10 protein-coding genes are annotated in these 14,246 nt (G+C 65.8%); 2 read left to right on the forward strand and 8 right to left on the reverse strand.

Going from position 1 to position 14,246, the window contains the following annotated elements; all coding sequences use genetic code 11:
* Window positions 1-37: 37 nt before the first annotated feature.
* From N2603_RS41785 to N2603_RS41820, 8 genes are all read right to left on the reverse strand, one after another.
* Complete coding sequence (locus N2603_RS41785) at window positions 38-1,699, reverse strand: tannase/feruloyl esterase family alpha/beta hydrolase (protein ID WP_260386769.1); 1,662 nt, start codon at window positions 1,697-1,699, stop codon at window positions 38-40.
* A 92-nt stretch (window positions 1,700-1,791) separates the two neighbouring features.
* Window positions 1,792-3,246 carry a GntP family permease gene (locus N2603_RS41790; protein ID WP_260386770.1) on the reverse strand — a complete coding sequence of 485 codons (1,455 nt, stop codon included), beginning with the start codon at window positions 3,244-3,246 and terminating at the stop codon, window positions 1,792-1,794.
* Window positions 3,247-3,249: 3 nt separating this feature from the next.
* The gene (locus N2603_RS41795) at window positions 3,250-4,269 is read right to left on the reverse strand and encodes a patatin-like phospholipase family protein (protein ID WP_026312516.1); all 1,020 of its coding nucleotides are present in this window, start codon (window positions 4,267-4,269) and stop codon (window positions 3,250-3,252) included.
* A gap of 171 nt (window positions 4,270-4,440) precedes the next feature.
* Window positions 4,441-5,685, reverse strand: coding sequence for a phosphoglycerate dehydrogenase (gene serA, locus N2603_RS41800; protein WP_260386771.1), 1,245 nt, complete (start codon window positions 5,683-5,685; stop codon window positions 4,441-4,443).
* Between the two features lie 315 nt (window positions 5,686-6,000).
* Window positions 6,001-7,233 (reverse strand): rhodanese-like domain-containing protein, encoded by a 1,233-nt coding sequence (locus tag N2603_RS41805; protein ID WP_260386772.1) that lies wholly within the window; start codon window positions 7,231-7,233, stop codon window positions 6,001-6,003.
* Between the two features lie 74 nt (window positions 7,234-7,307).
* Entirely contained in the window at window positions 7,308-8,504 is a 1,197-nt protein-coding gene (locus N2603_RS41810; protein ID WP_260386773.1) for a PepSY-associated TM helix domain-containing protein, read from the reverse strand.
* A gap of 2 nt (window positions 8,505-8,506) precedes the next feature.
* Entirely contained in the window at window positions 8,507-10,852 is a 2,346-nt protein-coding gene (locus N2603_RS41815; protein WP_260386774.1) for a TonB-dependent siderophore receptor, read from the reverse strand.
* A gap of 203 nt (window positions 10,853-11,055) precedes the next feature.
* Window positions 11,056-11,940, reverse strand: coding sequence for a dihydrodipicolinate synthase family protein (locus tag N2603_RS41820; RefSeq protein ID WP_260386775.1), 885 nt, complete (start codon window positions 11,938-11,940; stop codon window positions 11,056-11,058).
* A 179-nt stretch (window positions 11,941-12,119) separates the two neighbouring features.
* On the opposite strand from N2603_RS41820, the gene N2603_RS41825 reads away from it, so the two are divergent.
* Together N2603_RS41825 and N2603_RS41830 are read left to right on the forward strand one after the other, a co-directional pair.
* Complete coding sequence (locus tag N2603_RS41825; RefSeq protein ID WP_260386776.1) at window positions 12,120-13,532, forward strand: FAD-binding oxidoreductase; 1,413 nt, start codon at window positions 12,120-12,122, stop codon at window positions 13,530-13,532.
* A gap of 12 nt (window positions 13,533-13,544) precedes the next feature.
* Window positions 13,545-14,240, forward strand: coding sequence for a GntR family transcriptional regulator (locus tag N2603_RS41830; protein ID WP_260386777.1), 696 nt, complete (start codon window positions 13,545-13,547; stop codon window positions 14,238-14,240).
* Window positions 14,241-14,246: the final 6 nt, after the last annotated feature.

Below are 14,246 nucleotides of genomic sequence, written 5' to 3' on the forward strand. Positions count from 1 at the left end.
ACCTCTCCCCGCAAGCGGGGAGAGGTGAAGAGCCGTCTCACTGCGCGCAGAAATAGCTCGACGCCTCCGTCACCGGTCCCGACTTGTAGTGTGGCCAGGCCGGCCAGCGGCACAGCGGCAGCGACCGGGCTACCGCAAACGACGGCGCCTCGACCTTCTGCTCGGTGACCTCCAAGTCGCCGGGCGCCTGGTCCTTCTCGACCCAGTCGACCAGCACGCTGAGCATGTCGACATTGGCGGGCGCCCCGGAGCCGACATGATCGACACCGGGCGCGGTGTAGAGCCGCGCGAACTGCGCCGCCGTCGCCGTCCCCATCAAGCGCTCGACGCTCTCGAAATAGCGGATGCCGGCATAGGGGCTTTGCGCATAGTCGGCCATGTGCTCGAGGATGATCAGCTTGCCCTTGCGCTCGCGAAAGCGGCTGAGATCGGGATTCGTCGAATCCATCAGGCTGGAGACCTCGAGCAGCCGCGCCTTGTGGTCCTCGGGTTTGTAGGTGGTGACGTCGAGCTTGGGGTCACGCGCGAACACATATTGAATGCCGCCGGCGCCATAGATCCAGGCGATGCCGTTGTTGGGCGCGGGCGGCTGCGCCGGCGGCGCGGTGCCGAGCCACCACGACACCCAGCCGCCGGTCGGGCCGGCCGCCGGCGTGTCCTCCCCCGACACGCCCCAGCCCGGATAGTCGTCGAGGCCGTTGGCGAGCACGAACGGGAATTTGTAGGTCGCATGCAGCGTGTTGATCGCCTTGATCTGAGGATCGGTGAGACACTGATCGCCACTCTTGCCGGCCCCGCAGCGCAGCGTCTCGACTTTGAACACTGCCTTGCAGGTGACGGGATCCTGCACCAGCGCATCGTCGGAACCGTCAGCCTTGTCGCACGCCGCGCGCACGGCCTCGCCGACGAGCTTGACCTGCGCCGGGTTGATCCAGCCCTCGCCCATGGTCACGAGACCTGACCGGGTGCCGGCATGCTGCAGGCCGACCCAGTTGATGACGGGCACGCGGGCGAAGATGCCGTCGAAATCATCAGGGTAGCGCTGCGCCATGGTGAGGCCTTCGCGGCCGCCCTCGGACGAGCCCATGAAATACATCTTCTCCGGCTTCTTGCCGTAAGCGCGCTCCATCAGCGTCACGGCCGCGTCGCGCACCTTCTTGTAGGCGCGGTGGGCAAAATTCTCGAAGGCTTCGTCATTCAATGCGAATAGCTGCGGCAGCTCGCCCGGCTTTGTCTCGTGGCCTGAGTCGGTGCCGTAGGTCACAAAACCGCGCGCGAGCGGCGACGGCTTGTCGAAGGGATAGGCCGGCGGCAGCGCAAGCCCGGTGATCAGCACGCCGTTGAAGCCGCCGCCGCCATATTGCACCGAGCGCCCGTTCCATTCGACGGGCAGGTTGACCTGGAATTTGATCGGCGGCGCCTTGGGATCGACCGGATCGATATGGCCGAGCACCTTGCAGAATCCGGGGTTGGCGGGGGTGATGCGCCCCGACGGCGTCGGGCCGCGCTCGGCAACAGCGAGTTGCGATGGCGCCTGAAACGTCGTGGCATCGATCTTCACGGCATCGGTGCCGCCGACCAGCCCCTTGCAGACCGTCTCGGCATCCTCCGCCAGCGTCACCGCCGATACGCTGCTCGCGCTCATTGCGGCCGCCGTGCCCATGAGCCATGCACACAGCTTCGCTCTGTTTCGCCTCATCGTTTCCACCCGGCTTGTTCTGTTGCGTTCGAAAGTTGGCCGCATTCAATGCAACCTTCGCCCGTTCGTCAATCGCCGACGCCGGCTTTCCGTCAGAACGAGCCCAGCGCGTTGCCCAGGGCGATCACAGCCACCAGCGCCAGGAGCGAGGTCACGATGCCCACCATGACGATGTCGAAATAGCTGTCGCGATGGGTCAGGCCGCAGATCGCGAGCAGGCTGACCACAGCACCATTGTGCGGCAGGATGTCGAGGGTCCCCGCGCCGATCACCGCCACGCGATGCATCAGCGCAAGGTCGATGCCGGTCCGCGCGGCAAGTTCGACATAGGTCGGACCGAGAGCCTCGAGGGCGATGGTCAGACCGCCCGACGCCGAGCCGGTCAGCGCGGCCAGGATATTGGTCGCGACGGCAAGCGAGACCAGCGGTCCGCCCTGGATCGCCAGCACCCAGTCGCGCACGATCGTGAACGCCGGCAGCGCGGCGACGACCGCGCCGAAGCCGACGAGGCTGGCGACGCTGAACGCAGGCAGGACCGACGCATTGGCCCCGGCATCCATGGTCCTGCGCAGCGCCGGCAGGCGCGCCCAGTTCAGCGCGATGGTGGTGGCGATGGCCGCCGCCAGCGCGACCGCGACCGACCACACGCCCGCGACGGCTGCGAGCGTCGTGTCGCCAAAGCGTTGCTCGGCGAGATAGCTGACATCGAGCCGCGGCAGCACCACGAGCGACATCACCAGATTCACGGTGACGACGACGACCAGCGGCGCGATGGCGTTCAGCACGGGCGAAGGCCGGTCGCTGCGATGACCGTGCTGGAGCTCCGCCGGATCGAACTCGCGGGCGGTCGTCGCGCGTTCGCGCACGAGCTCGTCGGCGGCGGCCTGCTCGATCGCACCGTCGGCATCGTCGCCATAACCCTCCCCGGCACGGCGCGCCGCAGCTTCGGCACGGTGCAGCCACCACAATCCGGCGCCGAGCATGATGAGCGAGGCGATGATGCCGAGGCCCGGCGCGGCAAACGGCGTCGTGCCGAAGAACGGCATCGGGATCGCATTCTGGATCGACGGCGTGCCCGGCAGGGCCGACATCGTGAAGGTCGACGTTCCCAGCACGATCGCCGCCGGAATCAGACGGCGCGGGATCGAAGCCGCGCGAAACAGCGAACGGGCCATGGGAACGATGACGAAGAACGCGACGAACAGGCTGACGCCGCCATAGGTGACCAGCGCGCCGGCGAGCACGACCGCCAGAATCACGCGCTGCTCGCCGAGGCGCTCCGCCATGAAGCCTGCGACCGACGTCACCGCTCCGCTGTCATCCATCAGCTTGCCGAAGACGGCACCAAGCAGGAAGATCGGGAAGAACTGCGCCAGGAATCCCGCTGCGTTCACCATGAACACCTGGGTCAGGTTGGCGAGCAGCGGCTCACCGCCGAACAGCGCGGCAACGAGGGCCGCGAACGGCGCGAGCAGAAGCACGCTCCAGCCGCGGAAGGCGAACAGGACGAGCAGGCCGAGCCCGACGAGGAGGCCGAGGAGACCCATGCCTCAGCACTCCGTCAGCAGGACGTCGAGATCGGCGGTCGATCGCCGCCCGATGTCGGCACCATGCTCGCCGAGAAACGCGTCTGCGGCCATACGCCCCTCGGCGCGCAGCATCGAGACGAATTCCCATTCCGCGTTGAGCTTTGACGAGGCGCCGAACTTCGCCAGCATGTCGCTCTTGATCCGGTGTGTGCGCATCTTCGCCCAGCGCGCGCCCTCGCCGCTGCCGGGATCCGCCGCCTGGCGCAGCAGCGCGATCATGCGCAGCTCCTTCATCAGCGGCGAGTTGAACGAGATTTCGTTGAGCCGGTTGAGGATCTCCGCAGCCGTCCGCGGTTCCTCCAGCCGCTCGGTCGGATTGATCTGGACGAGGATGGTGTCGTGCGCGTCGCTCTCGCGGACCAGCGGCGTGATCGTCGGGTTGCCGGCGAAACCGCCGTCCCAATAGGGCTCGCCGTCGATCTCGATGGCGCGGAACATGGTCGGCAGGCAGGCCGATGCCAGCAGCACATCGGCCGTGATCTCCGCGTTGCGGAAGATACGGCCGCGCCCGGTGCGCACCCGCGTCGCGGTGATGAACAGCTGGATCGGCGAGCGCACGAGGCGTTCGAAATCGATGCTCTCGGCCAGCACCGCGCGCAGCGGATTGTAGCCGGTGGGATTGAGATCGTAGGGCGACAGCACGCGCGACATCAAATCGGTGAGGATGTAGAAGGGCGACGTATCGAGGGTCCAGCGCCCCATCAAGCGGTCGAGCGGCGAGCGTTGCAGCGGACTGAGAGCCGCGGCCTTCGAAACACGACGCCAGTATTGTTCGAGCGCCTCACGCGCGCCCTCGGCGCCGCCGGCGGTCCAGCCGTCCGCCAGCACCGCCGCATTCATTGCGCCTGCGGAGGTTCCGGAGATTGCGGCGATCTCCAGCCATTTCTCTTCAAGGAGACGGTCGAGCACGCCCCAGGAGAAGGCGCCGTGCGAACCGCCGCCCTGAAGCGCGAGATCAATCAGTACGGCGTCGCGTTCCATGGCGGACACTCACGCAACTGAAGCTCAAATGCGACGCGATTTTCGACCACGTCGAATTCGACCGCAGTGTGAGAGCAGTTGCCACAAGATGCAACCGGAACGTGGAGCCTAGTTTCCAGTTGGACGCGTTTTCTTGACGCGAACCGGTATCCACTTCGCTCGAAAACGCTTTTAGTGCTCGAATACCAGCCTTGCGCCGACCGTGCCGTCGAGAGCGCGGATCTGCTGGAGCAATTCGCCCGAATCCTGGCCGCCGAGATCGGCATCGAGCACGACGTAGCCGAGGTCGCCGGCGGTCTCCAGGTATTGCGCGGCGATGTTGATGTCGCGCTGGAGGAATACCTCGTTCAGACGCCGCAGCATGCCCGGCACGTTGCGATGGACGTGGCTGAAGCGCGCGCCGGAGGGACGCAGGTGCAGCTGCACTTCCGGGAAGTTCACCGCGCCCATGGTCGAACCGGTGATGAAATAATCGACCAGCTTGCGTGCGACCTCGCCGCCGATGCGCTCCTGTGCCTCCTCGGTCGAGCCTCCGACATGCGGCGTGAGGATGACGTTGTTAAGGCCCTGCACCGGGCTCCTGAATCGCTCCGAATTCGAGGACGGCTCGACCGGAAACACGTCGATGGCGGCGCCGGCGATGTGACCGTCGCCCAAGGCGCGCGCCAGCGCATCGAGATCAACCACGGTGCCGCGGCTGTTGTTGATCAGGAACGAGCCCGGCTTCATCGCCCGCAGCTCCTTCTCGCCGATCATGCCGGCGGTCTCCGGCGTCTCCGGCACGTGCAGGCTGACGACGTCGCTCTGCGCCAAGAGCTCTTCGAGCTTTTCGACCGGCTCGGTGTTGCCATGGCGCAGCTTGTCGGTGCGATCATAGAAGATCACGCGCATGCCCATGGCTTCGGCCAGGGTCGAGAGCTGCGAGCCGATATTGCCGTAGCCGACGATGCCGAGGGTGCGGCCGCGCACCTCGCGGCTGCCGGCCGCGGACTTGTCCCAGCCGCCGTCATGGGCGGACACCGAGCGCGGAAAGATCTGCCGCAGCAGCATCACGATCTCGCCGATCACGAGCTCGGCAACGCTGCGCGTGTTTGAGAACGGTGCGTTGAACACGGGAATACCGCGCTTGCGCGCCGCCAGGAGATCGACCTGGTTGGTCCCGACGCTGAAACAGCCGACCGCGAGCAGCCCATCGGCGGCGGCGAGCACGTCGTCGGTGATCTGGGTGCGCGAGCGGATGCCGAGCAGCGACACGCCCTTGAGCGCCCGGCGCAGATCCTCGCCGTCCAGCGCCTTGGTGAGCCGCTCGACATTGGTGAAACCCGCGCTCCTGAACAGGTCCACGGCGCTGTCATTGACGCCTTCGAGCAGCAGCGCCTTCGCGCTCCGCTCAGGGCTTTGGCCTGGGGCTGGCATAGTATCTCCTGAAATGGCGGCTTTGCCGCAGCTCATAGACCGCAGACGGTGCAAAGCACAATAGGGGTCGGATACGGGGAGAAGATGGCGGGGGCGACGGGTGTGCTTGGCATCCCACCAGCTCCGTCATTCCCACGCTCAGAGCGGCCGTCCCGTCATCCTGAGGTGCGAGTGGCGCGATGCCCAGCATCGCGCCGGGAGCCTCGAAGGATGAACGGCCCCAGCCGGGCCGTCGCCCTTCGAGGGCCGCTAAGAAGCGGCCACCTCAGGGTGACGGTCATGGAGTATTGACGCGGAGCGCGCGGATCACGCGCGTCAAATCACATAAAACCCGTGCGTGCCGTCAAGGCGGAGTTGCTCGACGAGGCCGTATTCCCAATCGAGATAGGCCTGCATCGCGGCTTGTGCGACGTCGGTGCCCTCATAGGGACGGCGGTAGCGGTGGGCCGGATCAGGTTTTGGCAGCACCAGCGGCGGGCCGACGTCCAGCGCGGCGTCATAGCCGCCCTCAAGCACATAGACCTCCCAGCCCATCTGCGCGAGCCAGGATGCCGTCATGTCGGCGCGCACGCTTTTGTCGTCGGTCAGGACAATGCGCGCGCCGCGCACCGGCGCGGCCATGTCGGTCTCCTGGACCAGCTGGCCGCCGGGATAGTGACGGAAGCCTGGGAGATGGCCGGCCGCATATTCCGCGGCGTCGCGCACGTCGAAGCGATAGAGCGTGCGATCGGTCTCCGCGAGCAGCGCCATCATCTCTATCGCGCCGATGTGGCGGACACCGGCGCGATAGGCGACGTCGCGGGCATTGGCCGGGCCGCCCTCGAACGATCCGATGGCGCCGCGCCTGTCGGCACCGTGATTGAGCGCGTGCCGCGCCAGCGTCCAGCCGATCGTGCCGTTGCGCAGCGCGCGCACCTTGTTCGGCACACCGGCATTGATCAGCGACTGCGTGCCGATGATCGAGCGGGTGCGGCCGGCGCAATTGACGATGATGGTGGTTTCAGGGTCGGGCGCGGCCTGCCCTGCCCGCAGCACCAGCTCCGCGCCAGGCACGCTGACCGAGCCTGGAATGTTCATGGTCGCATATTCGTCGAAACGGCGAACGTCGAGGATGGCAATGTTGGCCTTCTCAGCGATCAGCTTTGCCACCTCGTCGGCACTGAGCGAAGGCGTATGGCGGCGCGCCTCGACCAGCTCGCCGAACGCCTTCGAATAGGAATTGACGTCCTCGAACATTTGATAGCCCGCATCGCGCCAGGCCGTCAGCCCGCCCTCGAGCCCACTGATATTGCTGTAGCCGAGCGCCGCAAGGCGTTCGCCGCCGGTCGCGACCAGTCCTTCACCGTCATCATAGAGCACGATCGCCACGTCCTTGCGCGGCAGCCGCACCTCGGCCTCGATCGCGATCCGGTCCGCGGCCATGTTGGCGGCGAACAGCGGATGGCCGGTGGCAAAGGCGGCCTCATATCTGAGATCGAGCAGCGCGATTTCCTCGCGCAGAAGCAGCGCGCGGCGGATATCGGCGGGGGTGACGGTGGGAAGCTTCATGGCGTGAACCCTGAGGAGGACGTGCCATGGGCTTTTGAACGATTGCGAGCGTGTTGGCTAGCCTGCGCGACGGCTCACTCGCCGGGAACGAGATGCCCGAGCGGCGGTTGTGCGGGCCGCCGCAGCTTGCGGCGCGAGAGGTAAAGCAAAATGCCGGTGACCAGGAACAGCGGCATCAAGCCCGCGGCAATCATGAACGCGAGCTTGCCCGGCCACCCCAGGATCGCGCCGCGATGGATGTCGTAGATGGCCGCGATTGTCTTCTCGCCGAACGTCTTGTCGACATAGCGCTCCGCGGAAACCAACTGACCGGTGACGGCGTCGATACGAAACTCGTCGCGCGTGGCCTCGAGCGTCATGCCCTTCGCCCACGACCGGATCCGCATCACCGTGCCCGGGCCGGCCGGCAGCGTCAGCAAGGCCCTGGAGAAGCGGCCGCCCTCCTCGCGTTGGAACGTCGTCCATGCCTGATCGAATCCGATCGGCCGGGCTTGCTCGGGATGGCCGGCCGCACGCGAAGCCTTCGAGGGCATCTTGGGCTGCATCCTCGCAGCACTGACCTCCGGGCGTGCCAGCAACCAGACGACGCCGTCCTTGTACCAGTCGAACGCGTACCACAGGCCCGTGAGCGTCATCGCCAGATAGACCGGAAGAACCCAGGTGCCGATGATCGCATGCAGCGACCGGTGCAGGCCGCGCCCGCTCAGACCGAGGTTGGGCTTGAGCCACATCTTCACGCTGCTGGCGCGGCGCGGCCAGCGCAGCACGAGGCCCGACACCAGCATGACGATCAGGCCGAGCGCGACAAAGCCCGTGATCTGCCGCCCCCATCCCTTGGCGTCGCCGGGGATCAGCAGCCAGCGATGCAGCCTGCGCACGGTCGCGAAGAATTCTTCGCCGCGCGGCGAGCCCAGCACATGGGCGTCAAAGGGATCCACATAGAGCGACGTCGGCCGCGTGCCCTGCTCATCGCGCGCGAAGCGAACACGCACCGTCGCGGCCGGATCGCTGGACAGCGTCACCGCCGAGACCGCGCCGAGATCCTGTCCTGCCTTCAGCCGGGCAACCAGTTCGTCCGGCATCAGTGCCGGCATCTCGCGCGGCGCGACATGCATGATGCCGGCGTTGAGATGATCGACGATCTCGTCCTCGAAACTCATGACCGCGCCGGTCAGCGCGATCAGAGCAAGCAGCAGCGCGAGCACCAGGCCCGCAATGGAATGGACCTGGAACAGGGCAGCCTTGATGGTGTGGCCCAGCCGCGCTGCCATGGCTAGAACTTCACCGTCGCCGACAGCGACACGCGGCGCGCATCGCCGATTGCGACATTCAAGGCACTTCCGGTGGTGGACGTATAGTAGACCTTGTCGAACAGGTTCTTGACGTTGAACTGATAGGTCACCGGCAGATTGTCGATTTTGGTGTCGTAGGTCGCAAAGATGTCTGCGACGGTATAGGCCGGCAAGAAGAACGTGTTGGCGGAGTCGCCCGGGCGGTCACCGACATAGTGCGCGCCGCCGCCGAGCCGCAGGCGTCCGGGCAGCTTGTCGCCGAAATCGTAGACGAGATAGAGCGAGGCCGTGTTCATCGCGGCATTCAGGAGCTTGGCGTCACCGTTGATGGGATCGCCGACCAGACGCGCATCGGTGTAGCCGTAACTTCCGATTATGCTCCAATCGTCGGTCAGCTTGCCGGTCACGTCCAATTCGACGCCACGCGACCGCGCCTTCGCGGACGTCCGCATCGCAATGTTGTTGTTGCCGAGATCGTCGCGGACCAGCACGTTCTTCTTCTCGATGTCGTAGATCGCCAAAGTGCCGGACAACCGCTTGTTGACGTCGAATTTGACGCCGGTCTCCCATTGCGTTCCCTCTTCGGGCGCAATCGTGGAGTCGACGACGAAACCAGTGGGAGCACCGGAAAAAGGCGCGATGGTCGAAGTCGGCTTCAGCGACTGCGTATAGCTCACGTAGTACGAGAGCTGATCGTTCAGCTTGAAGATGATGCCGCCGAGCGGCAGCACCTTGTCGCCCGCCAGATTCGTGTTCGTGATGAAGTTCGGCCGGCCCTTTCCGGCAAGCTGCTCATATTCCATCCAACGCAGGCCGCCGACCACGGACAGCCAGTTGGTCACGTGGAATGTGTCTTGGGCGAAAAAGCTGCGGGTGCCGAGCTTGTCGGTCTGCTCGCTGTCGACCCCCGAAACGGTCGTGCCGGGTGTAACCAGCCCGTAGACCGGGTTGTAGAAATTGAAACTCGGGGTCGCCTGGCGGATCAGGTCGTGGCGATCGATGGTACGATACAGCGCCTCGCCGCCGAACAGAATCTCGTTGCGGAAGCCGCCCACCCAGACGTCACCCTGCAGATAAGAGGTGCCGTAACTGGCGTTGCTTAGCGAGTTCCGGGTGCCGTCGTTGCTGCGGGTCTCGATGCCGGTTTTGGCATTGACGTTGGTGATGCGCAGCTGATTGGCGCTGTAGGTCTCGGTGTTGTAGCTGTAGGCTGCCGTGACCTTCCAATTGTCGTCGAGCTTCTGCTCGACCGAGCCCTGTATCAGGTCCGAGGTGCCCCACATGTTGTTGAAGGGCTCGTCGAGCCGGCGGGTCTTCGGAATTGCCAGCGGAGCGCCGTTGACGAAGGCCGTTCCGCGGTCGAACGGATAGATGAATTCGCGATGCTCATAGGTGAGCTGGACCGTCGTGGTCTCGCCGTACCAGGCCAGCGACGGGTTCACCAGCATTTCCCTGTGGCGGCCGAAATTGCGCCAATAGTCTTCGCTGACGCCGTAGCCGATGAAGCGATAGGCAAGACCGCCATCGCCGATCGGACCGGTGATGTCGAGCGTGCCGTCGGCGCCGTTCCGGTTGTTGGCGTAGGTCGAGCCGAGCAGCGTGACCGAGCCGTGCTGATAGAGCTCCGGACGCTTGCTGATGGTGTTGACGATGCCGCCGGGGTCCATGATGCCGTAGAGCAGCGAGGCAGGCCCTTTCAGCACCTCGACGCTTTCGACCGCGGCATTGAGGCTGCGGCCCTGCACCAGCGGCATGCCATTACGCATGATCGAGCCGTCGCGGTTGTCGCCGAAGCCGCGGCGAATGACGGCGTCCTGGGTTCCGGCGAGCGTGTTGGTCTGGGTGATGCCGGAGATGTTGATGAGCGCATCGTCGATGTTGCGCGGGAGCTGATCCTTTAACACCTGCGCCGGCACGATGTTGACGGACTGCGACGTGTCGAGCGGCGAGGCGCCGCTGCGCAACGTTGTCGCGCTCGGCATCGCGCGGTAACCGAGCTTTGCGGCCTGTTGCGCGGCAGCTTCCGCGGCGGCGCGCTCCGAGAGCGTCGGCACCGCGGGCGCGGCCGTGGCATTGCGACTGCGCTGGCGCGCGGCGGCTTGCGTGCGGCGTGGTGCCCCCTCCGATGCACGTGCCGGCTTCGACCGCGGCGCCGGCGCTTCCACCGTCACCGGCGGTAGTGTCGATTGCGCCTGCGCGCTCGCCGTGTTGGTGGGATATTCAATGAGCAGCACCGCTGCACCGATGAGAAGACCTGCACGGCTCTTGCCGGCACGAGTTCGATGGCCGCTGTCGCGCTGGCCATCCACGAAGGCACGCACTTTCATTCCACTTCAAGTCAAGAACGTTGAAGTGTGCGCGTGTAACAGTCGCCGGGATCGAGGAGAACCGTAGCGGAGCTTGAATCGCTCTAGTGTTGAATCGTTCTAAGCGCAGAGGAGCGCCGAGCATCAATCTCCGATTGATCTCGCAGCAATTGCGACACGCTGCGCGAGAGCTCGCAGCGAGCATGTCGCAATGTTGCGCGATCTCACGCGATGGCGGGAGCGATCAACTCGTCGAGCTTGCGCTTGAACGCGCTGCCGTCGGACAGGGCGCGGAGCGGCGGGCGCACGCGCAGCCAGCCGGCATCACCCGTCTGCGCCGCGAGGATCGCCTTCAATGTCGCGACCAGGGATGGCGTCTTCACCACGACATCGATCGCGGCCTGCATGCGCGCTTCGACGTCCTTACCGTCAACCATGCCCTTCACCAGCTCGGGCACGACATTGGCCATGCCGCAGATGGTGCCGGCGCCGCCGGCGGCGATCGCGCGGGTGATATCGGCTTCGTTACCGACGGTGATGGCGAGCTCTGGCGCGGCAGCGCGGAACGCCTGGAACTGCTTGAAGTCGCCGCTGGAGTCCTTCAGGCCCGCGACCACCTTGCCGTAGCGCTTGCGCAGGCTTGCGGCGACTGTCGTCGGGATCGCGACGCCCGAGACCTGCGGGATGTGATAGAGGGACGCGCGCAGCCGATCGTCGGCGACGCCGTCGATGATCGCGGCAAAGGCATCCTCGATGCCCTCGGGTGTGGCGTTGCGATCGAAGTAAGGCGGCAACAGCAGCACGTGACGCACGCCGAGGCCGAGCACGGCGCGCGTCAGCGCGATGCTGTCGGTGATGGCGGGGAAGCCGCCGCCGATGCCGATGCGGTCCGCAGCGATGCCGTTCTTGAGCAGCGCCTCGATGGTCGCAATACGTTCGGCGGCATTGAACGAGGTGCCTTCGCCGGTGGTGCCAAACAGCACGACGCCATCGACGCCCTTGCTGAAGAGCTGCCTGGCGTGCGCAGCGAGCTTTGCGGAGTCCACGCTGCCGTCCGTCGCCAGCGGCGTCGCCGACGCCACCCAGAACCCGCGAATCGCCTCCGTCATTACACCACCCTTTGCTGCGGCCGCCGGCTAAGCCTCTGATCCATAACGATCTTCTCAGCCGGACGGGGCCATGTTTTTGCTTTACTTTTCATCTTGTACCTTACATACAAGACGGGCGCAAACCCTTTCCATCGTCGCGGTGCGCATGAGGCGCAGCCAAATCCTTAAGGAGGCCTCGCATGAACATGGTGACCCCCGTCGAACGACCCGACCAACTGCTCGGCGCGCTGCGCGAACGGCTCGGCACGGCGGCCGTGCTTGTTGGCGCGGACGTGCCGACGCGCAATTGCAACGACTGGAGCGCGAGCCTGCCGCAGACGCCGCGCGCGGTGATCCGTCCGACCGATGCGCAAGGCGTTGCCGATGCGATTCACGCCTGCCGGCAGGCGCGCCTGCCGTTCGTGCCGCAGGGCGGATTGACCGGACTGTGCCGCGGCGCATCGCCCGAAGCCGGCTGGGTCGCGATCTCGCTGGAGCGCATGACCGGCATCGAGGAGGTCGATCGCGCGTCGATGACGATGACCGTGAAGGCGGGCACGCCGCTGGAGACGATCCAGAAGGCCGCCGACGAGGCCGGCTTCTTCTTTCCGCTCGACCTCGGCTCGCGCGGCTCGTGCGCCATTGGCGGCAATCTCTCCACCAATGCCGGCGGCAATCGCGTGATCCGCTACGGCATGACGCGCGAGCTGGTGCTCGGCCTCGAAGTGGTGCTGCCGGACGGCACCATCATCACCAATCTCAACAAGCTGATGAAGAACAATGCCGGCTACGATCTGAAGCATCTGTTCATCGGCTCGGAAGGCACGCTCGGCATCATCACCCGCGTGGTGCTGAAGCTGTTTCCCAAGCCGCGCTCGACCATGGCGGCGCTCTGCGCGCTGAAGGATTATGCGGCGGTGATCGCGCTGCTCGATGCCGCGCGTTCGGGGCTCGGCCCGCTGCTGTCGGCCTTCGAGGTGATGTGGCCGGACTATTGGGACGTCATCACGAATCGCGCCGGCGTCAAGCCGCCGGTCGCGGCAGGCCACGGTCTCTACGTGCTGGTGGAGGCGCAAGGCACCGACGAGAGCGTCGATGCGCCGCGCTTCCAGAGCTGGCTCGAGGAGCTGATGGAGCGCGGGCTGCTGGCCGATGCCGCCGTGGCGCAGTCGCTGGCGCAGACGCAGAGCTTCTGGCGCGTGCGCGACATCTGCGCCGAGTTCGGCCAGGTGCTCGGCCCGCACATCTCCTACGACATCGGGCTTGCGGTGTCGCGGATGGACGAGTTCGTCACGCGCTGCAAGGCGGGCTTGGCTTCCGGCATCAAGGGCTGCGAGAGCGTCTATTACGGCCATATCGGCGACGGCAATCTGCATCTGGTCTCCTGGGTCACCGGCCTCACGGTCGAGCAGCAGCCAAAGGAGGAGATGGACACGATCATCTATGGTCTCGTCCGCGAGATGGGCGGCAGCGTCTCCGCCGAGCACGGCATCGGCACCCTGAAGAAGAAATGGCTGGGGCATGCCCGCAGCGAGGCCGAGATCGCGCTGATGCGGACGCTGAAGGCGGCGCTCGATCCGGATCATCTGCTCAATCCCGGCAAGGTGATCTGAGCGGGAGCGCGCATGCGAACGCTCAAGCTCGATACGCCGAAATCGCTGTCGCAGCGGGTGATGCAGCGGCTGCGGCAGGCCATCATCGACGGCGAGTTCGCGCTGGGTGCAGCGATCTCGGAAGAGATGGTGGCGAACTCCTTCGGCGTCAGCCGCACGCCGGTGCGCGAGGCCATGGGCCAGCTGCAGGCGCAGGGGCTCGTGGTGATCCGCCCGCAGGTCGGCAGCTTCGTGTTCACGCCGAGCGCGGACGACATCACCGCGCTCTGCACCTTCCGCATCGCGCTCGAGCCCAAGGCGGCCGAGCTGGCCTTTCGCCATGATCGCAACAGTGCGATCGCCGCGATGAGCGATGCGATCGCGGCGATGGAGCCTGCCGTCGCGGCCAGGGACAACATCGCCTATGGCCGCGCCGACGCAGCGTTCCACGAGGCGCTGTTCGCCCATTGCGGCAACAATTACCTCATCGAATCCTACCAGCTCGTCTCGGGCCGCGTCGCCGCGCTCCGCACCAATTTGACCTCGCCGATCGACGTGCGCACTCGCACGTCCTTCGACGAGCACCGCAAGCTGCTGGCCCTGTTCGCGCGCGGCGAGTTCGCCGCTTTCGAACAGCTGATGACGACGCACATCACCAATTCGGGCGTGGTCTATGCCAAGGCGTTGAAGGTGGAGGCGTTGAAGGTGGAAGCGCTGAGGGCGGAATGAGCGCGC

The sequence above is a fragment of the Bradyrhizobium huanghuaihaiense genome, from assembly GCF_025200885.1.
Taxonomy (GTDB): domain Bacteria; phylum Pseudomonadota; class Alphaproteobacteria; order Rhizobiales; family Xanthobacteraceae; genus Bradyrhizobium; species Bradyrhizobium huanghuaihaiense.